Raw genomic sequence first — 24949 nt, 5'->3', positions numbered from 1 at the left:
GCGCAACGTACAGAAACAACAGGACAACCATCACCAGCACTGCTGGGACCGCATACCAAAGTGAACCGGGGTGGTCGTCGTCATCCTCCACTTCGACGCTGGCCAACGATCCAGGGACGTCCAGGTGGATCACCTTTTTCTTCCCGGTAGGAGTTGATCCGGGCGGGGTTACCCCACCTTCAGACAGCTTTTCGTGTTCCAAGGTAGCTCTCGATGAGTCGAGGATCGGTCCGCATTTGCTCCGCGCTTCCCTGCATAAGAAACGCACCGCCTTCAAGCACGTACGCCCAGTCCGAAATTTCAAGTGCGGCACGAGCGTTTTGCTCCACAAGGAGCACGGTCAGACCTGCTTCTTTGAGCTCATGGATGGCCTTCATCATCTCGGCCACGATTAACGGCGCAAGGCCAAGGCTGGGCTCGTCAAGCATCAGCAGCTTGGGTTGGCCCATCAGCGCTCGCCCGACAGCAAGCATTTGCCGTTCGCCCCCCGACAACGTGCCCGCTTGCTGCTTCCGGCGTTCTTTGAGCCGGGGGAAAAGCGAATAGACGAAGTCGGTCGTATCGCGCCAGGTTTTGACACCCAGCTCTCTTGGGCGATGACCTCCGAGAAGGACGTTCTCTTCCACCGTCATGGTCGTGAAGAGTTCACGTTTTTCGGGGACGAGGGAGATGCCGCGCATAACCCGCTGCTCGAGCGAGAGTCGCGAGATGTCCTCGCCGTCGAAGCGCTGTGAGCCGCGGCTGCCAATGACCCCACCAAGGGCGTTGAGCAGCGTCGACTTACCTGCGCCGTTGGGGCCCAGAACGGAAACGATCGTGCCCTTTGATGCGGTCAGCGTCAGTCCCGATAGCACTTCTGCTTTTCCGTAGCCTGCGCGCAGTTCGCCGATTTCTAGAAGAAGCTTGGTCATGTCAGTGCTCCGTTCCAATATAAGCAGCGCGGACGAGAGGACTGTCCTGGACCTCCTGGGGGGTGCCTTCGATGAGCTTCCTGCCAAACTCCATCACGACAATGCGGTCGGTGAGGTTCATCACAAACTCCATGTCGTGCTCCACCAGCAGGAGGCTCAGTCCCTCGGCGCGAAGTTGGCTGAGCACCTTGGAGAGGGCCTGCTTCTCGCCGTGCCTCAGCCCGGCAGCTGGCTCATCGAGGAGCAGCAGCGTTGGATCCGATGCAAGCGCTCGTGCGATTTCGACCAAGCGTTGCGAGCCCAGCGAAAGATTTCCAGCGAGTTCAAACATGGAACCGCCGAGACCGATGCGGCGGATCTGCGCCTCTGCCTCTTTGAGCGCGCGGCGCTCCTCTGCGCGATCGAGCCTGAAGATGGATCCCAAAATCGACGATGATGTCCTGAGGTAGCAACCAATCGCGACGTTCTCAAGCACGGTCATGTCGGGCACCAGCTTCACGTGCTGGAAAGTTCGCGAAAGGCCTTGCGCGGCGATGTAGCGCGATGGCTTCCCGTCGACGCGATCCCCGCTCACCCTTACTTCCCCACTTGTGAGCGGCAGAACACCTGAGATCAGGTTGAAAGTCGTGGATTTGCCCGCACCGTTCGGTCCGATGAGACCGACGATCTCGCCACCATTGACGGCAAAGTCGATGTCATGAACCGCGGTCAAGCCGCCGAACTGCTTGCGGATGCCGATGGCTTCCAGTAAGCGCTCGCCCTTGGGCGTTTTTTTCCGAGCCTTCAATGAGCCAGCATCTTGCCAATCTACAGGTCGGCTAGATCTCTTGATCACGCGGCCAACGAGAGACCAGAGGCCTTGAGGGGCAACCTTGAGGACGATGATCAGGAGCAAGCCGAAGATCACGCCTTCAAAACTGGCACCCGCGCCGAAGATCGCCGGCATCCAGTCCTGGAGTGCGTCCTTCAAAACCGTGGAGAAGCCAGCACCGAGAAATGCGCCCCAGATGTGGCCTACACCGCCGAGAACGGCCATGAAGAGAAAGTCCAAGCTCCTGCCAATGCCGAAGGGGGAGGGGGTGACGGCCCGTTGCATGTGCGCGAAGAGCCAGCCCGAGACAGATGCCAACAAGGCCGCGATCACAAAAACGACGAGCTTGTAGCGGAAGGTGGATGCGCCGACCGACGACGGCATGGTTTGGCCCCCGCCACGATCCGGGTTCATGGCTTTGAGAATCCGTCCGGTGCGAGACTCAAGCAAGTGGTGCATGCCCAGCGCTGCGGCCAGGGCGATCGTCCAGATCAAGTAGTAGAAATCGCGGCCGCTTTGAAGGCTGTGCGTCCCGATCATGATGGGCGGCACGTTGTTCAAGCCGTCGTACTTCCCAAGCGCATCCAGGTTCCCGATCACGTAGTACAGGGCGATGCACCACGCGATCGTCGCCAGAGGGAGATTGTGGCCGGACATGCGCAGCGTGACCCAGCCCAGAACGACTGATACGGCGCCCGTCAGCAGCAGGCCAGCAAGCAGTCCGACCCACGGCGAAGCGCCCATCTTCAGGCATAGGTATGCGGTCGTGTATGCCCCAATGCCGGCGAAAGCTGCCTGGCCGAAGGAGGTCAGACCGACAACGCCGGTGAGCAGAACGATCCCGAGCACCACCAGAGCGTCGATCCCGATGTAGTTCATCTGGGTGATGAGGAACTCAGGAATCGGTAGCAACGGAAGAGCGAATACAAGGATCGCGAACGTGATGGCCCCGACTCGTCCGATGGACAATCGTGCCCTCCGCTTCTCTTTACGGCACGGGATTGCGAGCGGCGCGGTTTTGGTCATGGCCATTTCAGTGCTCCTCTACGCCTTGGTGCAGCATGGACCGCCAGAGAAGAATAGGAATGATCGCGGCGAAGACGATGGAGTCCTTGAACGCGCTTGCCCAGAACGATCCGAAAGATTCGAGCAGTCCCACCACAATGGAGCCAACCAGCGCGCCTGGAAAACTGGCAAGCCCAGCAAACACCGCCGCGATGAAGCCTTTGAGTCCAATCAAAAAGCCGGTGTCGTAGAACACGGTCGTCGTTGGGCCGATGAGCACGCCCGAGAGCGCGCCGATTCCTGCGGCAAGCGCAAAGCTCAGCATTCCTGCGCGCTCCGCTGAGATTCCAACAATCCGAGCGCCAAGCTGGTTCACGGCCGTGGCACGCAGACTCATTCCACGGAAAGTGCGCGTGAACAGCCAGAAAAGCAGCCCAATGAGCACCGCAGCAACGCCGATGACGATGGCGCTCTGGCTGCTGACGGTCAGTTCGCCCAGCGACAGGGTTGCGTCGAAGAACGACGGCGTGCGGAATCCCTCAGGCCCGAAGAATGCGAGTGCCAGACTGGTCAGCGCGAAGTGAACGCCGACCGAAACGATCAGCAACGTCAACACCGTCGAATCGGCCAGCGATCGATAGACCAGACGGTAAAGCATCGACCCGAGAGGCGTGATGATGGCGATCGTCAGGGCAACCTGAACGGCCAGGGGCGCGTTCATGGGTGCGAGCCAGTACGCCAAAGCCGTGACCAGGACCGGTAGCCACACCACGCGCAAGCAGGCTCTTGCAATCAAAGGCGCTGCCGTGCGGTTGCGCAGTCCGTTCCAAACTTCCTGAACCAAGCATGCGGCGGCCATCGCAACCACGAGCCAGACGGCGGATGGAAGCTTGCCAACTTGCAACTGAGCGAGTGTCACGACGCCGAACACAACGAATTCGCCCTGAGCGATGAAGAGCACACGGGTTACCGTGAAAACCAGAATGATGGCGATCGCCATCAACGCGTAGACCGCGCCATTGACGGCGCCGTCGACGAGCAGCAGTGATGCAATGGAGAAATCCATACGTTGCTCTCTGAAGTCAGGCGCCGCGCGCCGCGCCGACAAGTACGAAAAGGATGGTCGCTGGCCGATCGCTTCGGTTGCGCCACGCGTGGCGGGTACCGTTTTGCACAACGAGGTCATGGACCTTGAGCGCCTTCGATTGACCGTCATCGAGCTCAAGGTGAAGCTCGCCTTCCAAGAGCATCCCGTAGTCGACGCTGTCGGTCGTGTGCATCCCTGGGCTTTCCATCTCGAACCGCTTGGCAAGCCCTGGGAGTTTTTGAACATACTCGCCGCCGGCTGCAGCAGGATCAAAATCCGGACCGGTCATCACAGAGTCGGGCGGGAACGTGATGATCATGACGTTCGTGCCACCGGCAGACGGAACCCACGACGCGGACGAGGCCGTGGGGTCCCCGGCCGGGCAGGGCACCGTCACCCCAGGTGACGTCTCCCAGCCAAGACCGGCGCTGAGGCCCGGAACGTGATCAAAGGCGACGTGACGAGTCAGAGCGCCATCCGAGACAAAGACTGATTTGCCGGCGCTGTCGTGCCCGGTAACGATTCGGCGAACTTGCATGTATTTCTCCAAAAGACACTGCGGCAGGCACTCAGTGTTTGATCACGATGTTGGTAAAACCGCCGGTGCGCTGGTCGACGGCGTCAAGCGCCTCGTTCACCTTCTCGAGGGGAAACACCTCATGCTCGAAGACGCTGAGGTCGAGCTGACCGGCTGCAGCCATTGCCGCCATGTCTTCGCCCTCGGCCGTGGTGAACCACAACGAGCCGATCAGCGATTTCTGCTGGACCATCAGTGGAATGGGCTCCAGAGCCAACGTCTCCGCAACGCCTCCGACGTTGATCGCCTTGCCGCCGCGACGCAGCGCGTTGAACGAATCCAGCACAGCAGCAGCAGGCGCGTTGGCGCCGAGCGCCTGGATGACGACATCGACACCGAGCCCGTCGGTGGCGGCCATGACGGTTTCAGCGACTGTTTTTTCTCCAACGGCGACCGGATGGATCCGCAAGGGGTCCAACTGCTGCAACTTTTCCAACAGCGCCTTGTTCCGGCCTGTTGGAAAGATCTTCGAGGCGCCCATTGCGAGTGCGAGCATCACAGTGCCCACGCCCAACGTGCCCGTCCCGCCACCGATCAGGACCGTTTGCCCTGGCGCGAAGTTGGACTTCTTGAGTGCCGAGTACCCAGTGCCCAGGTACCCGAAACGTGCGGCTTGTTCGAAGGTGACCGTGTCCGGCAGCTTCACCAAGTTGGCAACGGGAGCAACGAGGTACTGGCCGAATCCTCCGTACGGGTAGTCTTCAAACAGCTGCTGTGAGCCCGGACCGAAGCCGAAATAGCCCATGAAGGTGTAGGCCGTGCAGTTCACGGAGTCGCCGCGTCGACAAGCGACGCATCCTCCACATGACAGCCCTGGGTTCACGTACACACGATCACCTGGCTTGATGCCCGAGCGGACCTGACTGCCAACCGCACTCACGACACCGACCGTGTCCAAGCCGTAGATCGCAGGCAGCTTCGGCAGTGGCAGATAGGGAAACCAGGTGGGATAGTTGGTAATGACGTTGCGCAGGTTTGGCACAACGCCCGCTGCCTTCACCTCGATCAAGACATCGAGGGGGCGCACCTCAGGTACGGGAACCTCGTCGACCTGAAACTGACCGCCGACGTCATGGAGGCGTGCTGCGCGCATGGTTTTGCTGTTCATCTTGTCTCGCTCCGGTCTCTTTGGTGGCTCAAGGCAGATCAGTTCGCCAACTTCCAGGTGCCGTTCTCGACACGAAGCAGCACGACAGCCCGCTTGTCGGCGCCCGCATGGTCGGTCGGCGTCATGGTGTAGACGCCTTGAGCTCCAGCAAGCTCCTTGGTCGATTCGAGAGCGTCACGCAGCGCTTGGCGGAACTCCGGCGTGCCTGGCTTCGCCTTGGTCTTAGCGATTGCCGCGGCCTTGTCCGCGAGGAGGTAAGCGTCCCAGGAGTAGGCCGAGAACGAGTTCCGAGTGCCTGGGCCGTACTTCGCTTCGTAGGCCTTCGTGAACTCCAGACCCTGCTTCTTGACCGGGCTCGAGTCGGGAAGCTGCTCTGCAACAACGACGGGCCCAGCAGAGACCAGCGCGCCTTCTAGCGACTTGCCTCCGATCTTGAGGAACTCTGGATTGACAACTGCGGCGCTATGGTATATCTGGCCTTTGAAGCCTCGCTCGATGAGAGCCGTGTGGGGCAGGGCGCCAGGCGTTCCCGATCCGCCTAAGACAACAACGTCGGGCTTGGACGCAACCACCTTGAGAGCCTGGCTTGTGACGGATGTGTCAAGGCGGGCATAACGTTCATTCGTTGTGACCGTGTAGCCATAGTTCGGCGCGTGAGCCATGAGAGCCGTGTAGACCTGGTCACCCCATGAATCGCTGAAGCCGATGAAGCCGACCTTCTTGGCGCCCTCCGCCTTGATGTGATCCGCAACGGCGCCCATTTGCAACGACGTTGGCAGGGACATAGAGAAGACCCAAGGATTTTTCGCGGGCTCGCCGCTCAGCGGCGACAGAGCAATCTGCGGTGTCTTCGTTTCAGAGGCGACAAAGCTGATGGAGGAGGCCGTCGGGACGTTGCCCGAGCCGATGATTAGATCCACCTTGTCTTCGGTGATCAGCTTGCGAGCCAACCTCGCTGCCGCAGCCGGGTCGGTGGCGTCGTCAACGACGATGTATGTCACAGGTTCGCCCCCGAGCGTCGCCGGCGTTGCGCTGAAGGTGTTCTTGTAGGGGATGCCGAGCGAAGCCCCGGGGCCCGTCGCCCCGGTGATGATCCCGACTTTGATTTGAGCAGTGGCAGTGCCTGCAAGCAGTGCCAGGATGGCCGCCGCGACAGTGGTGGTAGCGCGATTGAATTTCATGGTGGTCTCCTGATTGTTGATGGACTGAAATGGCGGGCTCGCCTGTCCTCGCATGGGACTGGAAAAATCGAGCGTTTCTCGGCTACTTGGGCTCTGATGAAGAGCCGAACTGATTTCGGAGCGTCTTGCGGAGCACTTTTCCGGCACCGCTCTTGGGCAAATCTGTGACCAGGTAGATCTCCTTCGGGCACTTGAAGGCGGCGAGATGCACACGTGCAAATGCGATCAGCTCCTCGCGCGTCGTGGTGGCTCCTGGTCTGAGCACCACGGCAGCCACGACCTTCTCGATCCAACGAGGATCGGGGACGCCAAAAACAGCGGCCTCGCTGACGTCCGGCGAGAGATGTAAGACTTGTTCGACCTCTGAAGGGAAGACGTTTTCGCCACCCGTGACGACCATGTCGTTCTTGCGATCGACGAGGTACAGATATCCATCGCCGTCCAGGTAGCCGATGTCACCTGTGCGCAGGTACCCATCCGAAAATGCAGCCTGGCTTTTTGCAGCTTGTTGCCAGTAGCCCACCATCGTCCGTGGGCTCTTGACCAGCACTTCCCCGGCGGTCGCAGTGGGGGCGAGTTCGCCATCGACCGTCTCTATGCGCACCTCGCTCGCACCCATCGGCTGTCCGCACGACGCAAGACGATGTGCCTTGCTTGGCTCTGTTGCAGCAGCGGTGTGGTCCTCAGGAGTGAGCGTTGAGATGATCCCGCCTTCGGTCGAGCCGTAGGACTGCGAAAACGAACAGTCGCCCAGTACCGACATGGCCTTTTTCAGATGCGCGACGGGCATTGCGGACCCTGCATAAACGATTCTTCGCAAGCTTGTCGATGCTGACGCGGCCTCCGGATGGCCGATCAGGTCGCCCAACATGGTCGGCACAAGGTGTACGTTCGTGATGGCATGCTTGGCGAGGCTCGAGACCAGGTCGCCAAGATCGAACAAGGGGCGCAGTAGCGTGGTGGCACCCGCACTGAAGCTCGGGAGCAAGTAGTAACAGAGTCCCCCGACGTGGAACATCGGCATAACGCAGAGCACCTTGTCGGCAGCAGTCACTCCGATCGCTTTAGTCGCCGAAACGCGGCAGTTTTCGACTAACCCCCGATGACTGATTTCTGCACCCTTGGGGGCGCTTGTCGTGCCGCTGGTGTAGATTAGACACGCGATGTCATCAGGGCTGACCTGCGGGACTTCGACTGGGTTTGCTGCTGGCAGCGTCAACGTTTCGTGGTCGACCCAACCTTCGTGAGACGCACCCGCCGCCACCCGAAGTTTGACGAACTCGGCCCCCTTGGCCATGTCGTCCGCAGCCTCGATCCACGCTGCGTCTGCGACAAGGATTGCAGGGGCACAGTCAGCAAGCAGATGCTCAAGTTCAGGACGCGACAGGCGCCAATTGAGTGGGACCGGGATGAAGCCAGCCGAGCAGGTCGCAATCCACTCGGCGAAGGACACGCTGTTGCGGCCTAGGAGTGCGATGCGATCACCTGGCTGCAGACCGGCAGCAAGCAGGGATTGGACGAGGGCGTCGACGCGACGACCGAAGTCGTCAAATCTGACGGCTCGGGTGTCGTCCTGGAACGCAATCTTTTCGCCAAGCGCACGCTGCGCCTGCACGATGTCGCCGAAGACGGATGCAGTCAGAAAGGACATGAAAAGTTCCTGCCTTTTGCCGGTTCAGGCTTTAGGGTGCGCACTGCGCCACGCTTCGACACCCGCCACGAAGCGAGGTGACATGGCTCTCAGACGCTCCGTGTCGATTCGGCCAGAACGACTGATGTAGCTCATGGCAAATTCCCACGCCGGCAACTTCATGTGCTCTTGAAAGTTCTCGTACCAGCCGGAGCTGCGCGCCGAGGCCGCGATCAACTTGTCCACGATCGGGCGCCGGCCAGATTCGAACGCTGCAATCGCATCGGGAATGCTGTCGGCATGTTCGCCCAAGGCCCTGGTGAGGGCCTGAACGTCCTCAAGCGCCAAACGGGTGCCAGAACCGATCGAGAAATGCGCGGTGCGGAGTGCATCTCCGATCAGCACATACTTTCCATGTGACCAGTGGGCGTTACTGATGTTCGGGAACCGGCGCCACAAAGATTTATTCGTCACGAGCTTGGCGCCGTCAAGTTCCTCGGCAAACACCGCTTCGCAGCGTTGGCGCGACTCGTCTTCGGTCATGGACGCGAACCCGATCCGGTCAAACGTCGCTTCGTTGACTTCCACCAGGAACGTGCTCATGTCCGGCGAGTACCGGTAGTGGTGCGCGTTGAAGTTGCCGTCCGGCGTTGCCTTGAAGGTCTGGGTCAAGAAGTTGAAAGGCCTGGTGGCTCCGAACCATGCGAATCGGTTGTTGAGCAGGTCAATCTTGGTCCCGAACTCTTGTTCGTGGCTACGGCGCACCAGAGAATTGACGCCATCGGCGCCGATGACCAGGTCAGCATCGCCCAGCTCAGACAGGTCGGTGATGAGCTTGTTGTTCACGAGCGTGACGCCGGCGGATTCGGCACGCTCACGAAGCACCTGGAGGAGCCGCAGCCGAGCGATCGCCGTGAATACGACGCCATCGATCCGAATGGATTCACCGTGGATGCGCAGCTCGATGTCGCTCCAGGATTCCAGGCCCGCGGTGATAGCGGCCAAGGTCTCAGGATCTTCCGCGCTCAAGAACTCAAGGGCCTTGTCTGAGAAAACGACACCGAAGCCGAAGGTTTCGCCTGGAGCGTTTTGCTCGTACACGACAACTTCCGAAGCCGGGAACTGACGCTTGATTCGAAAGCCCGCATACAGGCCGGCGGGCCCGCCGCCGAGGATCTTGACTCGCATGGTTTGTCTCCGTCTCTTGCTTCAGGTCTTGGCTTCGTCCGCGGTCACCGGCTTCAGCCGGTCAGCGCGCTTTTCAATGAACTCTTTGAGACCGGCCTGCGCCTCTGGGCTTGTTTGTGTCATCGCTGCCATCAGCGACTCGACGAACAGGCCGTCGTCGTGCGACATGTCGTGGATGCGTGGGAGCGCGTTGATGATTGCGTAGTTGGAGATCGGCGAGTTCTTTGCGATTCCTGCAGCGAGTTCGAGCGCCTTGTCGAGCGCACCGCCCGTCTTTGTCACGAAGTTCACCAGGTTTGCGGAGAGGGCCTCGTCTGCCTTCATGACGCGAGCTGTGAGCATCATTTCGACCATGCGCGTCACGCTGAGCAACCGCGCGACCCGCACCGACCCACCCCCACCGACAAAGATTCCCCGCTTGCCCTCTGGCAACGCGAAGTAGGTCGTCGCATCCGCCACACGGATGTGGGCAGAGGCTGCGATCTCGAGTCCAGCGCCGATCGTGGCGCCCTGAAGGGCGGCGATGAACGGGATTTTTCCTTGCTCGACCATGTTCAGAAGAGCGTGCTGCGCACGAGAGTCATGCAAGCCGTCGATCGGTGTGCGGCCCATGTGCTCGGCCAGATCCAAGCCGGCCGAGAAGTTGTCGTTGCGGGTGTAGATGATGCCCACACGCGCTTCTTTTTGTGCGCGTTCTGCTGCTTCTCCGAGCGCCTCGAACATGGCCTGATTCATCGCATTGCGCTTTTCCGGGCGATCGATCGAGATGAGAGCAATGTTGTCGCGCAGCTCGTAGGAAATGAAGTCGGTTTGAGTCATGGGATGGTTCCGCGGATGCGGTCAGATGTGTTCAAAGAAAGCCAGGGACGAAGCGCCTGCGGTGGCCTGCCGGGCCACGAAGGAGGCACGCTCTTCAAGGTCGCTCAGCCAGAAGCTGCCTGCTGCAACAAGGCGTTTGGTGACACGGTCATCGCCCTTGGCAGACGAGAGCCGCACAGCAATCCATCCTGTGGCCGCCAGCATGGCCAGCCGCAGGAAAGCGACAGCGCCGGCCTCGGCCTCCTTCGGGTGGCCCTGCAACGTGAGCAAGTGGTCCCCGGTGCTGCGAAGGAGGGCAAGGGTGTCTGCGGCCGGAGCCGCAATCGCGATATCGGCTTGTGATATCTCAGAAGACGCGACAGCGAGAAACTCGCTGAGTGCCGCGCCGTTGTCGCGCCACAACCTCCGATGGATGAGATCGAGAGCCTGGACGCCCGTCGTGCCTTCGGCAATCGACATCATCCGAGCGTCGCGCATCCACTGTTCCGCTGGCCACTCAGTTGTGTAGCCAGCGCCCCCAAGCACCTGAATCGCCTCGTCCGGCACTTCGTGGCCGGCGTCGGCACATGAGGCCTTCACGATCGGCAGCAGCCATTGCGCCACGTTGTCGGTCACCGGCCGTTGGCCAGCGGCGCTTGCCGAATCGAGCTGCTGGGCGTCGATTCGTATAACCATCTCGTACACCAGACCGTGCAGCACCTCGACCCTGCTGGCCATCGTGAGCAGTTGCCGCTGAACATCCGCATGCGTGTTGATCGCGACGGGCGGTTGTGAAGGGCTGCCCCCTTGACGCCGATCTGCAGCGTAGCGGTTCGCTACCTGTTCGGCACCGAATGCCATGCCTACGCCTTCGATGGCCACCATCTGGCGCATCGTCTGGATCATCACGAACATCTGCGCAAGCCCCCGGTGAGGTTTGCCCAGCAAGTGGCACTGCGCGTCTTCAAAGCCCATCGCGCAGGTGGGAGAGCCATGCAGCCCGAGCTTCTCTTCGATGCGGCGTGCTTTGACTCCGTTTGGCGCGAGTGCGCCAGATGCATCGCGAACAAGATTGGGGACCAGGAACAAGCTCAGGCCGGCACTTCCGGCGGGAGCGTCAGGCGTCCGTCCAAGGACCAGATGTCCGATGCGCTGGACCAGATCGTTGTCGCCGAACGTGGTCCACATTTTCTCGCCAGTCAGCCGCCATGTGCCTTCAGCGCCCTGTATCGCACGGGTGCGGATTCGGCCGACGTCAGAACCCGCGTCAGCCTCAGAGATACAGATGGTCGCAGCCCACTCGCCCGTAACGAACTTTGGAATCCATTCTTCCTGTAGCTCCTTCGGCGCAAACTGTTCAAGCACCTGCGTCGCAGCCCTTGTGGGGCCGCTGACCATGCCGATGGCCATGCACGCTCGATCGAAGAGCTCTCGGCACGCCGCGTTGACGAAGGTCGGCAGCCCCTGGCCGCCAAATGTTTCGGGCTGATCGACGCTATTCCAGCCGCCTTCTGCGAAGCTCTTCCAAGCCTCGGGGTAGCCAGAAGCGGTTTTCACTCGACCGTCTTCGATCCGGCAACCTTCAACATCGCCGGCGCGATTGATGGGTACAAGAACATCTTCGGCAAACTGGGCAGCTGCGTCCAGAATCTGCTGGATCGACTCAGGGGACACGTCCACCACAGGCGCCAGGCGGCTGCGAAGGGCCTCGTAGCCGGGCACCAGTTCGATGTGCTTGCGGATCACGTCCGCGTGGAAGCCATAGTCGCTGTCCATCACGCAACTCCCGTTGATGAAGCCTGTTCCACAGACGCACCGAAGCCAGCGTAAGGGTGATCTTTTCGGTACGACAGGAAGTCCACGAGTTCACGGTCGCGCCAAGCCGACCAATCCGAATTGGATCTGCCACGACGCAGCACCTGCGCGCCTTGGCTGACCGACGCAACGACTTCGTCCGTCAACGTTGGCTGTCCCAGGGAGGCCCACCAACCATCGACATCGGATCGAAAGCGCGAAAGAAGCTGTTCCACGCCGCCGTCACCGCCTGCAAGGTTGAACGTCATCAGTGGACCCATCACGGCCCACCGTGGCCCAAGGCCGAAGCGCATGGCAGCGTCGATGTCTTCGGCGCTGGCCACGCCCTCGTGCAGGCAATGAATGGCCTCGCGCAGAAGCGCGAACTGCAGTCGATTTGACAGGTGTCCCGTCATTTCCTTCTGAAGCGTGATCGGGTGCTTGCCGAGCTTTTCGTAGAAAGCGCGCGCGAGGGCGACAGCCTCCGGCGCGGTCTTTTCCCCTGCGACCACCTCGATCAATGGAACGATGTAAGCAGGGTGAAACGGGTGTCCAAGGAGCAGACGCTCCGGATGGCTGCAGAAGGCCTGGAGCTTGGTGGGCGGAACACCTCCGCTGCTCGACAGAATCAATCGGTCTGGCGGCAACGCACCATCAATCTGCGCGATGACATCGCGCTTGATCTCCAGCGCCTCGGCGACGTTCTCCTGTACGAGATCGCTCTGCCGTGCCATGTCTGCGAGCGAGTCAGCAAAGCTGATCGCTTCGAACGGCGGCGTTGGCTGGGGGGCGAGGCCGAGAGAAAGCAAGGCTGGCCACGCCGCGGTGACACCTGCAATGAGGCGCTCCTCTGCGCCCTGGGAAGGATCGTAGACGACGACCTTCAGCTCCTTGGCCAGCATCAGGGCCGCCCAGGCGGTGCCCACGGAACCGGCGCCGGCCAAGCCCGCTACGCGGATGTTTTCGAGCGCAAGCAGTGCCACCATGCGCCTTAAACCAAGCCCATCATCTGGCGAGCTTCATCCGGCGTCGCCGGCTCGAACCCGAGCTCGCGAACGATACGGACCTGCCGCTCGACAAGCATCTCGTTGGTGGCCAGCACGCCTTTGCTGTACCAAAGGTTGTCTTCCAGGCCGACTCGCACATGACCGCCAAGCAGAAGGGCGTGCGTGGTGGCAGGAAGTTGTGCAGGTCCGCCTGCCGACACGTTGAAGATCGAGTTCGGCGGCAGCAGCTTCACCATCATCTGCAGGATGTCAGGCGTGTAAGGCATGGCTCCTTGAAAGCCGCGGTCCACGTTCAGCACGAAGTTGAAGAAATACGGCGGCTTGTCGCAAACCGTGATCAGACGGGTGGCGTCTTGAAGGATGTGCGCGGGACTGAAAACTTCCCATTCGGGCTTGATGCCGCGCTCGATAAAGCGTGCGGCAAGCCGGTCGCACTGGCTCGGCGTCGTGCTGACGAGCATCTCTCGCTTGCCATGGATTGCTGCGACGGTGAAGCCGTCGAAGGTCGCCATCTCGGCACCCGCGTCCAGCCCCTTCAGGCGCTCTTCAAAATTGACGTCGTAGAGACCGTCGGGTCGTTCGATCAGCATGTCGCCGTCAACGCCGCCACCGGTGGAGTTGTTGATGACGATGTTGCACCGCTCGCGCACCAACTGGTTGATCTTGCGATAGATGTTGGCGTTGCAGGTAGCTTCGTCGTCAGGACGGCGCGCGTGGATCGCGACCACCGAGGCGCCGGCGTTGTAGCAGCGATGTACCGATTCCGCGATTTCTTCAGGCTGTGTCGGCAGGTTCGGGTTGTGGGATTTCTTTGCCATGCCGCCGGTGGGGGCGATGGTGATGATTACTTTGTTGCTTGCCATGAGAGTCTCCTTGAGTTGGACAGGAAGGCCGGGTGATCAGCTTTCGGCTGAGAGAGCCGTTCGCACCTGGTCCGGCACGGGCAGCGTCGTAAGTACGGGGGGATGGGTGAGAGAGTGCGTAGCCCAAACACGGGTTTCGCTGGACTCCATGCACAGCGCGTCGCCGACAAAAAACCGATGCTTGAATCCGAGCGATTTGCCGCCGATCTTCTCTACGGCGATCTCGTGGATCACGGTTTCGTGGAGCTTCGGCGCTTGATGAAACTGCATTGAAAGCTGCAGCACCGGCAGGCCGCCACGCGTCTCCGCATCGACCACTGCGTTCGGATCGATGCCGAGCGACAAGAACATCTGGTTCAAGCCGTCGACCATCCATCGCCCGTAGTTGGGGAAAAAGATGATTCCACCGGCGTCGCATTCACTCCACTGAAGGAGGCGCTCGTAGCGATAGGTGTGCATGGCTCAGTTGCCCGCCGGGGTGACGTAGCCTGCAGCGACGCGCACTTGAATCTTGGCAATGCCTTGGACTTCGGCATCAATGACATCGCCGGGCACCACAGCACCGACACCGTCTGGCGTCCCAGTCATGATGATGTCGCCTGGATAGAGCGTATAGAACGACGAGGCGTACTCGATCAGCCGTTGCACGTTGAAGATCAGCTTGTCGGTGTTGGACTGCTGGCGCGGCTCACCGTTCACCGTCAACGACAGAGCCAAGGCGTTAGGGTCTGCGACCTCGTCGGCGGTGATGATCCATGGTCCGAGCACGCAGTACGTATCGACAGACTTGCGAAACGTCGGGAATTCTTTGCCACGCACCGTCATGTCCAAGCCGACCGCGTAGCCCAAGACATAGTCAAGCGCCGATTCCTTGGTGACCATCCGCGCTTCGCGCCCGATGACGACCGCGAGTTCAACTTCGTGGTCGGTGCGACGTTCTTCAAAACGGACCTTGACCTCATCTGCCACGCCGATCAGCGACGTGTTCGCTTTGAGGAAAAGTCCGTACTGATCCAGAGAGGTGTAGACATGGCCATGGCTGATCGCGGAATCAGCATTGGCTTCGGCGATATGCGCTTTGTAGTTGATCGGTGCGCCCACGATCTTCGAGGGGTTCGCGACCGGGCTCTCGAGCCGAACGCTGCTCAAAGCGACACGCGGCCGGTCGCTACCAAGCGCTTCCGTGAGCTGATCCTTCAGGCCGGCAATCTGCCGGATGATCGTGTCCCCGTGGGGCACGGGCCAGGCCTGTTGGCGATCGAAAAGGTCGGTGACATCGATGACGGTTTCCCCGTCGACGAGGCCAACATGGTCGTTGTTGAAGCGGCAGATTTTCATGATGTGTGGCAGTGCTGTGTTCTGAAGTCAGGCGCGCTCTTCGCGCCAGAGGCCAAGCTTTTGATGAACAGGGGCATCGGAGAAATTGAAGAAGATGCTTTCTTCCGTGGCCTCGATCTCGATTCGCGACCACGCAGGAACCGTCAGCACGTCCTTGGGCGCTAGCGTGATCGACTCCTCTCCGACGGTTGCCCGGATGCTTCCTTCGACAAGCACGATCACGCACCCAGCGGTGGATCGATAAGGGGCCGTCTTGAACCCGGCTGGCAGCAGGCGCATGCCCGCTGCAATGGTGGGCAGAGCGTCGCCACCGGTCGTTGGGTTGACGTAGCGAATCTCGAAACCGCGGTGTGGATCAACCTCTTCGCTACGTGCGATCAACTGCAGCGCCGCTTTGGTTTGTGCGTACGGATACTTGAACAGCGGTGAAGAGTTCGTTGCCTTGTCCGAGGGGCGGAGCATTCCGCTCCCGTAACGCAGGCGTGCCTCGCCTTCGCTGCGATGGGGGATCTGAGCGGTCTGCTCGTACTGCTCGCGGAAGCCAGCTTTCAAGAAGTCGACAAAGGGCACATCGAGCCCGTCCATCCATACAACGGGGCCTTCCGACTCGCTGCCGTGGTCGTGCCAAGTCCATGCTGGCGTGATGATGAAGTCGCCCGGGGACATCGAGACGCGCTCACCGTTCACTGCGGTGTAAGCACCTTCACCCTCGATCACGAACCGCAGCGCTGACTGCACATGGCGATGGGCCGGTGCAACCTCGCCCGGAAGGATCAGTTGGAGGCCGGCATAAAGCGTATCTGTGATCCGAGACTGACCAGCAAGCGTGGGATTCTCAAGAACGAGCACGCGTCTTTCGGCTTCTTCTGCCGTGATCAACGTCCCTGCCGTGAGCAAGTGCTCTCGCACCGCCGCGTAGCTCCACGAGAATGGCTTCGCACTGGGTTGAGGGGAAGGCGGAACCAGGCGGGTCAAGGAAGCCCAGAGAGGGGCAAGGCTCTCGCCACGCAACTCTTCGTAGTAGGCCTCACGCTGGGCGAGCTCGCTGGCAGACAGGGGTGAATGATTCATTGTTGCCTCGAATGGCTAATGATTAGCCTGGCTAACAATGTATGAGGCTAAGACTGCGGGGTCAACCGCGGAAGATGGCTCCTTGATCAGTACTTTCCCTACGTCTGGCGCTTCATCCCGCCCCTTCTCTTCCGTCACGACAAGGCGCCTGAAAAGGAGCAGGGGGCTTGAGGATTCGGAAGCGATTGGGCTGCCGCCGATGAGTCGACTGCGCAACACTGCACGGGTAAATAGATTGGCTAACGGTTCGCCACACTAATAGTTATGATGTGCTGCGCTAAAATGGCTCGTTACACCGCATTGAGGCGACGTGGTTTATGAGCGAAGTTTCTGTTTCTGGCGAGAAGAGCGCGCCCCGTGGCAAGCGCTCACCTGCATCAGCAGCCACAAAAAGTTCTGCGATTGCGATGGGAAAGTACCTTTTGGAAGACTCTGTTGGGTATGCCTTGCGCCGAGCTCTCGTGCGCAGCGACGGTGCGTTCGCAAAGTATCTGGAGCCACCCATGTCGCCGGCGCGCCTGAGTGCTCTGGCGACCGTTGGCGTGAATCCAGGCATCAATCAGTCTGCTCTCGGCGCGATGCTGAACATCGCCGGGCCGAGCGTTGTGAAGGTGATTGACGACTTGGAGGGCATGGAGGTCTTGCGGCGAGAGCGCATGGGCGATAGACGCAACTACGCTCTTGTGTTAACTGAGAAAGGTGCTGAGGCCCTAAAAAAGTATCAACAACTCGTGAAGACCTTCGAAGTCGAGATCGCGACCGCTCTGACGGCTTCGGAGAGAGAGCAGTTGCTACGTCTGCTTTCTAAAATCGCGCCTACTGAGTCCTGAGGTGCCTTGCGCTCAGTCGTTGGCCCTCCCGCGTTACCGACCACCTGCGGTCCGTAGCGCGTACGCCACGTCGAGGTCATTCAGGCCGTCAGGCCTTGTAGTGCTACGAGGGGCGGTCACGCCGCATTGAGCAGGCTCTTGATCCCATCGAGTACGCCGTCGTGCGATAAGCGCGCGGTGAACCCGTCTTGGAGACGGCTCCGGATCAGGAACTTGCCAATTGCTGCCAGTGGTGCGGCAGCAGGCGATATAGCGTGTCATCGCCAGCCAGCGCTTGAGGCTGTAGTGATGGCCTTGACGGTCAATGAGCCCTCGGGCACCTTCTGGCGCTGCGCGATGAGCCATTGGTTCGGCGCATTGGCGACTTTGCGCGAGCGCTCCTGGCGCACATGCTCGCGGTCTTTGGCGGCCAGTTCAGCCGCGACCCGCTCGATCTAGTAGAGCTCGCCGACGAACTTCAGGGCCTGCTCATCGATCGGGCTGCCGTGGCTGGGCCACAGCTCATGGAACTTGCGTTTGGCGTGCGCGAGGCAGCCGGCCTCAGACGACCAACTCAAGGCACGCTTTGTATCCTGAGTAGTCATCGGCGCCAGGGGTGCTGTGCCAACCGCTCTTGTAACCGAGCCCAAGGAAGGCCCGGGCATGCTGGCCGCCTTGGCTGTCGGCGAATTCGGACACCACAGCGCGCAACGCGTCGTAGTCCGTCGTTCTGCCTGCGGTTCTGTTGGATTTCCAGCGTGTGAGCGATTCGCACGCCTCACGATCACCACGAATGGCGCGCGAGAGCGCCACAAATTCGCGAGGCGAACAAGCTCGTCATCGGCTACATGGGTTGGATGAGCAGGGCGGCTTTCGGAGCTAATGGCGCGCCACGATACAGATCTGGGGACTTGGCATACTCGAGGTTCTCACAGCTCGCCGGCAGGTCCAACTCTCCACTTTTCGAGAATATCGCCGCGGGGCGCGTCACACGACAGCCAGATCCTGCAGCAGCGTTGGCTCTGACAACATCAGACAGAAGGGCCGCGTTGCCTGCCAAGATTCCAAGTGACAAAAGAACTGCGAACCTCGGCCGAGACTTGCTGCCCTAGGCGCCGTTCGATCACTGGCCGCCACGGCACCAGGCTGAAGCTCATGCCGTCCTCGAGCACGGCAAAGCGCCCGCTGACAAGCTGGACGGAGCGGCGATAGATGCCACTGACTTGCTGGCTGTCTCGCAGGGGCCTGTAGCTCTGGCCGGTCTGGTCCTGCAATGATCGCCCGGCGGCTGCCAGTTCTCGATCGCGCAGCGTAGTCAGCAGATTGCGCGCGAGAATCAAGCGCTGCCCCCGGCGTTCGGCCAGGCCCTGCTCGACGAGGAACGCCGCGCGGGATTGCATCGCATCGCGCGCCTTGGCGCCGAAGCCCCGATTCGCGATGCCCGCGTCGGTCACCAAGTTCCGATCCAGCCAGGTCGCGCCGACGGCTCGGATTTGCTGCTCGATGGGAAGATGCGAGCGCAGCTCGATCATGTGACCGTCAGATTTCCGCGCATCGTGCTGCTGGGCGCTTTGCACCAGGTTCCCCGGGATGCTCCAAATGCCATCGGCCATGCGCTCAACAAGACCCCCGCGGCGCAAGGCTTCGAGTCTGCGCACATGTACTTCGACAGTGGCCTGTGGATCGTCATCGCCAGCTCGTCGAAGCTGGCTTAGATGGTCTGCTACGCGATAGATACGGTTCTCCGACACGGCCATGATCTTCCAATCCACTTGCCTCCCCGGCCGTGGCTTTGCCTCCACAATGGCGTGCATCGGAAGCTTGGCCAATTCGGCGTTGGGCGGCAGCTTCAGGTAGTGAGCGCGGCCATCAATGCCGTCGACCACCAGATAGCCGCAGTCGCTCAGTTCATCGGTCAATCCCTTGCCGACGATGGGACCGATAACGGGAGCGGCGCTGCCCTCTGCTGTGCCATGCAGCACGAGCTCACGCTGCTGGCCATCCAGCGCGCGCCGCGTGGCGTCCAGCGCGTCCTCGCGCTCGCCCATCGCATCGAGAGCGGCCGTCATGCTGGGGTGTAGCATCCAACGGTGGGCGCCCACCCGCTGGGCCAGTCCCATGCCTTCGAGCCGCTGCAGCCTGGCGCGCGCCGCGTTCTGGCGCTGCTGATCGTAAGGGGGACTCGTGAGGTCGATGCAGCCTTCTCGGCCGGCTTGTCTGATCAGTGCCCGGTCCAGGCCGGTCAGCCGCTGTTGGTCCACCTCGCGTAGCAGGCTCTGTCGCACCTCCGCTTCGGTGCGCGGCCCCAGCCACTCGGTGGCGATCTCGCTGGCTCGCATGCGCATGCCGTGGGACATGTAGTCCGGCGCAATCACCAGATCCTCGTTGCTGGCGGTCCGCCCGTTCAACACGATGTGAGTGTGCGGGTTTTCCGTGTCCCAGTGATCGACGGCCACCCAGTCCAGCCGGCTCTCCAGGTCAAGCTCCATGCGGCGCATGAGATGACGGGTGAATCCCCGGAGGTCTTCAAGCTCCAACCCGTCCTCGGGCGAGACGATGAAGCGGAACTGGTGCCGGTCGCCCCGGCCGCGTTCCTGGAAGGCCTCGAGATCCGCCGCGTCTGTGTCTTGCCCGTAGGCCTGGCCCTTCTGCCCATCGCGCGTGACGCCGTCTCGCTCGATGTAGCGCAGGTGGACGGCCACGGAGCTCGGACTGGCGCGACGGAGCACCACGAAGCGGCTCTTGATGATGATGCGCCGGGCGTTCGCGCCCAGGCGCTGCCCGGCCATCGCGGCCGCGACGCGGCCCCGGCCGAAGGTGTTAGCGGGTCGCCCTGCGTTCTTGCCAGAGCGCGTGGCGCCGCCCTTCGACACCTCTTTCAGAACCTGCGAGATGAAGCGCTGCGAGCGCGGTCCGCCGCGCGACTTCGGCGCCGTGGGCTTGACGCGGATGCGGTCACCATCCTGTGGTTCTTTACGGCGGGCCATGGCGAAACCCCGAGCGCAGCATGGCGCACGCCAGCGCAAACGGCACGCGGCAAACGCCGTAGCCATGCGGGGTCCCGTGTCGACAAGGCACATGCGAGCCCCCTCGCGGTGCCGCCGCAAACCCACGTGCAGACTGGCTTTCGGGGGCACGGCGTGCCACCCCCTTTATCTGGCCCTCCGTATCCGCCTTCCGCATCCGCTCCCGGCTCCGACCTGCCGCCAGCCGCGCACCGGGCGCGCAGCGCTGCCCGAGGGGCGGCGTCGGTGCAGCGCGAGCTGCACGCTGGCGGCGGGCTCCCTGCACGATGGAGTGCAGCGCGGGCGCATGCCCGGCTGCAGTCCGGTGGCTTCTTGGGTGATGCGATAAGGCAGATCTCATGGCGTGTTCCATGTCCACCGGGGTCGCGCGATGCCGAGCACGGCAGAGGCGGTGATGGGGCCGAAGTAGCGGCTGTCGAAAGACGCCGGGTTCGTGTCGCTGAGCAGGAACAGTTCGCCGCTGGCGAGGGGGCGGCAATGCTGCCAAGCCTGCAGTGGCCAGCGCGCGCCGTCATGTGTGCGTGCGGTCGTCACCACTGCGCCATTAATCAGCACGACCTGTTCTCGAACGCACACGGACTGCGGTGCAATGGCGCCGATACGCTTGAGGATCGGCACACCGTTCGGCAGGTAGCGGCGTTGTTCTGCGAAGGCTGCTACGTCGACAGGAAGCCGGGCGAGCACGATGCTGCCGACGTGCAGCGCAGCTGCGCTGTCGATGCTGCCGATTTGGTACCAGCCGCGCGGCACGCTGTCCGTCGGGTTGTAGACCAGGAACACACGTTCATGCACCGACATCGGCATGAAGGCCGGCGCGCACAGCGCAGCGAGGCCGATGCCCATGGCGGCAAAAAGCACCCGACGGCTCATCGCAGCGCCTCGCGCGCAAGATGCGCCGCATGGCGCCCGCTGGTGTAGTCCGGCAGCGGCTGGCGCGCAGCCAGCCGGTTTCCAACGGTGTGCCAGTACGTCGAGGCAACCGTAGCCGGTTCGATGCCGAGCGCTTCGATGGCGTCGATCTTTTCGAGCACCGCCTTGACCTGCTCCTCGCCATCGGCGCGCAGCAGGATGCGCGCGCAAGGCACCACGCCGGCGATGCGCTGTGCACCATCGAACGGCATCGGTGCCTGCAGCACCATGAGCTGCCAGAGCGCCGTACCGTAGTCGTTGCCGATCCATTTAACTCGGCAACACACCGCGTTGGGCTCGAAGGTTGCCACGCGCCGCCAGCGGTCGAGCACCGTCTCGCGCACCGGCTGGCCGAAGCGCAGCCAGACGTTCACGCGATGCTCGACGAAGGCGAGCGAGACGCGCATAGGGGCAGGCCTTGGCGGCAGCGCTGCGCGGGGCCAAGTCTGCACGGCAATGGGCGACGGCTGCATCATGACTGGCCTCCGCCGTACTCACGCTCCAGCAGCTCGCGCAGCATCTCGGCCGCAGTGAGGCCACGCTCGAAGGCGATCACCTTGATGCGGCCCCGCAGCGCCGGCGTCACGTCGATGGTGAGGCGCGCGGTGAAGATCGACGCCTTCGCGATGGTCTCCGGTGCATCGGCCTGGCGCACCCAGGTCGATGCCAGGTCGGCGGCAGGTTTGCGGCCGATTGATGCCCGCCTCGGCATTGAGGATGACGCTGAGGCCGTCATCGCAACATCTCCTGCACTGCCTGCGCCAGTGCCGCGATCTCGCGCGCGGCGGCGCACTTCGGCGCGGCCTCGCATGCGAGCCGCCCGGCGGCTACGCTGTCGGCAAATACGATGCGCTGCGAGACTTCGGCCTGCAGAGCGGCAAAGGGCTGATCGGCCAGGGCGGCGCGCGCTTCTCGGCCGATCACCGTGCCGACCACACGCCGGTTGATCACGAAGGCCGCACGAAGCTGCGGCCTGAACACCCGGGCTTCGGCAATGAGCGTCACCATCTCGTGGCTGGCCCAGACGTCGTAGGCGCTGGGCTGGACGGGGATCAGCACCAGGTCGGCGGCCAGCAGCGCGGAGCGCGCAAGGGCCGCCACGCGGGGCGGCCCATCGATCACCACGTAATCCGCCTCCAGGGCAATCTGAGGCGCCTCCTGGTGGAGCGAGTCCCGGGCCAGCCCGAACACGCCGTAGAGCCGTCCCTGGCCGTTCTGAAGCCGCCGTTGCGCCCAGTCAAGGGCCGAGCCCTGCGGATCGGCGTCGAGCAGCGTCACGCGGCTTCCCGCCATCGCCAGCTCGCCGGCCAGGTGCGTGGCGAGCGTGGTCTTGCCCGCGCCGCCTTTCTGGTTGAGCAATGCGATCACCTTGCCAGGCCGGTACGGTCTTCCTGGCAAGCGGTTTTCTGGTGTTCGGACTGCCTCCTGCGAGGCGCTGCCCGCTTTTTGGGCAGCTTCGGTTCGCGCGCGCGTGAATTCCATTTATGTATCCCTTTAGATGTTTAGGGAGGCCCGAAACCGTTGCGGGGCGCGGGCTGCGGGACGTTTTGCGCCGGTGATCCACCGATGGTTGCGCCGGTGATCACCCGAGTCCCGCGCCGGTGATCCACCGAGCCCGTCCCCATGAAATCCACAGGTTCTTCAACAGAAGCTGTGGATAAGTCTCGGTCCACGCGAGGAGTGGATAAGTCGGTCTTCGGGGAGTTGTCGGTGCAAGGATGAAAAATCAACCACTCGATTCCGCCCCTGCGTTCGACGGACAAGCGGTAGCCCGGCAGCGCCTGGCGCAGTGCCAGGCCGCGCACGTGGGCGGCGAAGTCGCGGGAGCGCTGGAGCGCGCCGGACTTCAAGTACAGGTGCCGCATCTCGAAGCGCCAACCATTAGGTTGCCGCCCGCCGTGCTTGCGCACGAGCCGGTACAGCCAGCGTTCGATGCCGCCCGAAAGCCGGAAATACGTGGGATCAAGCGTGAGCACGAGCGCGTCTTCCATCACGCCGGTGAAGAACCAGTCGGCAAGGATCAGCTCGATGCCGTCGGAGCGCCCATCCGGCCGGATGTACTCCTTCCACTCGTTGATCCAGGAAAAGCGGTGCACCCGCTTGCCGCCATTCGGGCGCTCGCGCTGGTGCAGCGTGGTGGCGACGGTGGTTGACTGCAGGCGGTCCAGCGCGGCGCGCAGCGCGAGGTAATCGCTGCGACCGGTGCCACGCTGCGCAAAGCGCAGAATCTCGTAGGGCGTGGCCGCCATCAGCCGCGAAGGTGCGATGCCTTCTTTCTTGGCCTGGATGATCTGGCTGGCAGCCCAGATCAGCACATCAGCGTCCCAGATGGTGGCGATGCCATGCTCGGGCACGCCCTCTACGGTGAGCGAAATGCCACCAGCCTCGAAGCGGATCGGCACGATGCGCGGCGACTTGGCCAGCGAAAAGAAGGGGTAGGCCATCAGATCCTGCGCATCGCGCAGCGCCATGCCGTCGTGCGGCAGCGCGCGGAACAGCGAGAGCTGTTCGCGTTCGCTCATGCGCTTGGACATGCGGCGTTGCCCAAGCTAGTCAGCGAACGGAGTCGCGCTGCACGTAGCCTGGGTCCGAGGTCATGCCGTAGGTGTGACTGTCGGCCCAGGCGCGCAGATCGGCGGCGGCGTAGACCACGCGCGCACCGAATTTGCGAAAGCGCGGACCGCCGCCGAGCACACGCTGCTTCTCCAGCGTCCGCGGCGACAGCCGCAGGAAGGCGCCAGCTTCGTCGGTGGTCAGAAACTCTGGATTGGCCGGCGCAGCCGGAACCGCAGCAGGCTGCGGCGCAACCGCTGCGGTCGTGCGGTGAGGAAGCGAACTGCCAACTGCCATGACGGACTCCATCGCTGTCGATGGGCCGCAAACCATTCGCGGCCCGATGGAGGCAGTCTCGGGAATCAGGCCCGATCAAGGCAGGGAGAGATTCAGCGCACCGGCTCGTCTCCGGGGTGCTCTGCTGTGGTGTGCGGCACGCCAGCGAGAGCTAAATAGCCGCCGGTCACGTATCCCTGCGCACGCCGCAGCAGGTGGCGCACCTGCGCGCGCAGTTCGCCATCCTCGTGCCAGCGCAGGACGACGGCTTCGAGGCCGAACAAGGCTTGGGCGATGTCCCGGTGCGATGCGCCCGCCTGCGCGGCATCGAGCGCCTGCAAAGCGCGCAGATGCAGCAGCGCGGCGCGGGTGACCGCCCGCGCAGGATCGACCCGGGGTGCATGACCTTCCAGGGCCTGTGCCTGCGCATGGAAGGCATTGAGCTGGCCCCGCAGGCGGGGCGTCAGCGGCACTGCGCTCACATAGGCAGCACCATCAGCCAAGCTGCTCGCCAGCGACAAGCGCATGCGCCGTGCGCTGAGGTCGGCAGTGAGCGACAGGTCTGGGCCGTCAAGCGCCAGGCGCTTGCGGCCGGGAATGCGCCACAAGTCGAAACGGTGGGCTGCGGCGTCGTGCGCATGCGCGGCCCGCACCTGCAGCAATCCGTCCTGGAAGGACAGCCACAGCGGACGCGCAGAGCGCCCGTCGAGACCTGGATCTTCGGCGACATCGCAACCCCCAGCGGGCGAAGGACACAACGCGCCTGCGACGTGCCCAGTCCGAGCCGTAGTCCGGATGTCGGCGCAGGTATTCCCATGCGACGCCTGAGTCGTCAAGGTCCAGCACGTACAGATAGGCGGCGGTGAGGGCCCACGGGGCGCCAGGCAGGTCTTCGGGGTTGAGCTTGGTCACAGGAATCCTCCTTGGAAGATGAAACCTGCCACAGGGAAGGGCGCACAAGCTCGCTTTCGAAGCGACACTGCATCGCGCCATCGGCGACTACCTGC

Annotated in this window: 25 protein-coding genes and 1 pseudogene; 1 reads left to right on the top strand and 25 read right to left on the bottom strand. The window is 62.4% G+C overall.

Features of this window, described 5'->3' with window-relative positions; translation table 11 throughout:
* Nucleotides 1–179: 179 nt before the first annotated feature.
* The 15 genes from ACSFBC_RS06575 to gtdA form a co-directional block, all read right to left on the bottom strand.
* The gene (locus ACSFBC_RS06575) at nucleotides 180–911 is read right to left on the bottom strand and encodes an ABC transporter ATP-binding protein (protein WP_435509514.1); all 732 of its coding nucleotides are present in this window, start codon (nucleotides 909–911) and stop codon (nucleotides 180–182) included.
* Nucleotide 912: 1 nt separating this feature from the next.
* Complete coding sequence (locus tag ACSFBC_RS06570; RefSeq protein ID WP_435510038.1) at nucleotides 913–2748, bottom strand: branched-chain amino acid ABC transporter ATP-binding protein/permease; 1836 nt, start codon at nucleotides 2746–2748, stop codon at nucleotides 913–915.
* A gap of 7 nt (nucleotides 2749–2755) precedes the next feature.
* The gene (locus ACSFBC_RS06565) at nucleotides 2756–3793 is read right to left on the bottom strand and encodes a branched-chain amino acid ABC transporter permease (protein WP_435509513.1); all 1038 of its coding nucleotides are present in this window, start codon (nucleotides 3791–3793) and stop codon (nucleotides 2756–2758) included.
* A gap of 16 nt (nucleotides 3794–3809) precedes the next feature.
* On the bottom strand, nucleotides 3810–4133 hold the full coding sequence (locus ACSFBC_RS06560; RefSeq protein ID WP_435509512.1) for a cupin domain-containing protein: 324 nt from the start codon (nucleotides 4131–4133) through the stop codon (nucleotides 3810–3812).
* A gap of 250 nt (nucleotides 4134–4383) precedes the next feature.
* Nucleotides 4384–5499, bottom strand: coding sequence for an alcohol dehydrogenase catalytic domain-containing protein (locus ACSFBC_RS06555; protein WP_435509511.1), 1116 nt, complete (start codon nucleotides 5497–5499; stop codon nucleotides 4384–4386).
* A gap of 38 nt (nucleotides 5500–5537) precedes the next feature.
* Nucleotides 5538–6680 carry an ABC transporter substrate-binding protein gene (locus ACSFBC_RS06550; protein WP_435509510.1) on the bottom strand — a complete coding sequence of 381 codons (1143 nt, stop codon included), beginning with the start codon at nucleotides 6678–6680 and terminating at the stop codon, nucleotides 5538–5540.
* Nucleotides 6681–6762: 82 nt separating this feature from the next.
* Nucleotides 6763–8331: a class I adenylate-forming enzyme family protein gene (locus ACSFBC_RS06545; RefSeq protein ID WP_435509509.1), complete on the bottom strand. Its 1569-nt coding sequence runs from the start codon at nucleotides 8329–8331 to the stop codon at nucleotides 6763–6765.
* 24 nt (nucleotides 8332–8355) lie between these two features.
* The gene (locus ACSFBC_RS06540) at nucleotides 8356–9498 is read right to left on the bottom strand and encodes an FAD-dependent monooxygenase (RefSeq protein WP_435509508.1); all 1143 of its coding nucleotides are present in this window, start codon (nucleotides 9496–9498) and stop codon (nucleotides 8356–8358) included.
* 21 nt (nucleotides 9499–9519) lie between these two features.
* Nucleotides 9520–10317: a crotonase/enoyl-CoA hydratase family protein gene (locus tag ACSFBC_RS06535; RefSeq protein ID WP_435509507.1), complete on the bottom strand. Its 798-nt coding sequence runs from the start codon at nucleotides 10315–10317 to the stop codon at nucleotides 9520–9522.
* 21 nt (nucleotides 10318–10338) lie between these two features.
* Entirely contained in the window at nucleotides 10339–12072 is a 1734-nt protein-coding gene (locus ACSFBC_RS06530; protein WP_435509506.1) for an acyl-CoA dehydrogenase family protein, read from the bottom strand.
* A complete protein-coding gene (locus ACSFBC_RS06525; RefSeq protein ID WP_435509505.1) occupies nucleotides 12072–13076 on the bottom strand; it encodes a 3-hydroxyacyl-CoA dehydrogenase NAD-binding domain-containing protein in 1005 nt (334 codons plus the stop codon). The genes ACSFBC_RS06530 and ACSFBC_RS06525 overlap by 1 nt, the downstream gene beginning before the upstream one ends.
* Nucleotides 13077–13081: 5 nt before the next feature.
* Complete coding sequence (locus ACSFBC_RS06520) at nucleotides 13082–13960, bottom strand: beta-keto acid cleavage family enzyme (RefSeq protein WP_435509504.1); 879 nt, start codon at nucleotides 13958–13960, stop codon at nucleotides 13082–13084.
* Nucleotides 13961–13996: 36 nt separating this feature from the next.
* The gene (locus ACSFBC_RS06515; protein WP_435509503.1) at nucleotides 13997–14419 is read right to left on the bottom strand and encodes an acyl-CoA thioesterase; all 423 of its coding nucleotides are present in this window, start codon (nucleotides 14417–14419) and stop codon (nucleotides 13997–13999) included.
* A gap of 3 nt (nucleotides 14420–14422) precedes the next feature.
* Complete coding sequence (locus tag ACSFBC_RS06510; RefSeq protein ID WP_435509502.1) at nucleotides 14423–15298, bottom strand: fumarylacetoacetate hydrolase family protein; 876 nt, start codon at nucleotides 15296–15298, stop codon at nucleotides 14423–14425.
* Nucleotides 15299–15325: 27 nt separating this feature from the next.
* A complete protein-coding gene (gene gtdA / locus ACSFBC_RS06505; RefSeq protein WP_435509501.1) occupies nucleotides 15326–16369 on the bottom strand; it encodes a gentisate 1,2-dioxygenase in 1044 nt (347 codons plus the stop codon).
* 317 nt (nucleotides 16370–16686) lie between these two features.
* Here gtdA and ACSFBC_RS06500 point away from each other — a divergent pair, with 317 nt between their 5' ends.
* A complete protein-coding gene (locus ACSFBC_RS06500) occupies nucleotides 16687–17199 on the top strand; it encodes a MarR family winged helix-turn-helix transcriptional regulator (protein WP_435509500.1) in 513 nt (170 codons plus the stop codon).
* Nucleotides 17200–17633: 434 nt separating this feature from the next.
* Here ACSFBC_RS06500 and ACSFBC_RS06495 read toward each other — a convergent pair whose 3' ends face one another.
* The 10 genes and pseudogenes from ACSFBC_RS06495 to ACSFBC_RS06450 all read right to left on the bottom strand — a co-directional run bounded on the left by ACSFBC_RS06495 (nucleotide 17634) and on the right by ACSFBC_RS06450 (nucleotide 24935).
* On the bottom strand, nucleotides 17634–17756 hold the full coding sequence (locus ACSFBC_RS06495; protein WP_435509499.1) for an IS66 family transposase: 123 nt from the start codon (nucleotides 17754–17756) through the stop codon (nucleotides 17634–17636).
* A gap of 453 nt (nucleotides 17757–18209) precedes the next feature.
* On the bottom strand, nucleotides 18210–20165 hold the full coding sequence (locus ACSFBC_RS06490) for a DUF3363 domain-containing protein (protein ID WP_435509498.1): 1956 nt from the start codon (nucleotides 20163–20165) through the stop codon (nucleotides 18210–18212).
* Between the two features lie 375 nt (nucleotides 20166–20540).
* A complete protein-coding gene (locus ACSFBC_RS06485; protein WP_435509497.1) occupies nucleotides 20541–21074 on the bottom strand; it encodes a S26 family signal peptidase in 534 nt (177 codons plus the stop codon).
* A complete protein-coding gene (locus ACSFBC_RS06480; RefSeq protein ID WP_435510037.1) occupies nucleotides 21071–21586 on the bottom strand; it encodes a DUF2840 domain-containing protein in 516 nt (171 codons plus the stop codon). Before ACSFBC_RS06480 ends, ACSFBC_RS06485 begins: the two co-directional genes overlap by 4 nt.
* Nucleotides 21586–21825, bottom strand: coding sequence for a ribbon-helix-helix protein (locus tag ACSFBC_RS06475; protein ID WP_435509496.1), 240 nt, complete (start codon nucleotides 21823–21825; stop codon nucleotides 21586–21588). The genes ACSFBC_RS06480 and ACSFBC_RS06475 overlap by 1 nt, the downstream gene beginning before the upstream one ends.
* A gap of 20 nt (nucleotides 21826–21845) precedes the next feature.
* Entirely contained in the window at nucleotides 21846–22595 is a 750-nt protein-coding gene (parA, locus tag ACSFBC_RS06470) for a ParA family partition ATPase (RefSeq protein ID WP_435509495.1), read from the bottom strand.
* 233 nt (nucleotides 22596–22828) lie between these two features.
* Nucleotides 22829–23647 (bottom strand): annotated as a pseudogene (locus ACSFBC_RS06465) (replication initiator protein A); the annotation flags it as partial.
* 19 nt (nucleotides 23648–23666) lie between these two features.
* On the bottom strand, nucleotides 23667–23963 hold the full coding sequence (locus tag ACSFBC_RS06460; protein WP_435509494.1) for a helix-turn-helix transcriptional regulator: 297 nt from the start codon (nucleotides 23961–23963) through the stop codon (nucleotides 23667–23669).
* 92 nt (nucleotides 23964–24055) lie between these two features.
* Nucleotides 24056–24595 (bottom strand): DNA -binding domain-containing protein, encoded by a 540-nt coding sequence (locus ACSFBC_RS06455; protein ID WP_435510036.1) that lies wholly within the window; start codon nucleotides 24593–24595, stop codon nucleotides 24056–24058.
* The gene (locus ACSFBC_RS06450; RefSeq protein ID WP_435509493.1) at nucleotides 24513–24935 is read right to left on the bottom strand and encodes a transcriptional regulator domain-containing protein; all 423 of its coding nucleotides are present in this window, start codon (nucleotides 24933–24935) and stop codon (nucleotides 24513–24515) included. The genes ACSFBC_RS06455 and ACSFBC_RS06450 overlap by 83 nt, the downstream gene beginning before the upstream one ends.
* Nucleotides 24936–24949 lie beyond the last annotated feature (14 nt).

It is taken from the genome of Variovorax frigidus (genome assembly GCF_051216515.1).
GTDB lineage: Bacteria > Pseudomonadota > Gammaproteobacteria > Burkholderiales > Burkholderiaceae_C > Variovorax.
The sequence above is the reverse complement of the archived record's forward strand: the minus strand, read 5'-3'. Positions and strand labels throughout refer to the sequence as shown.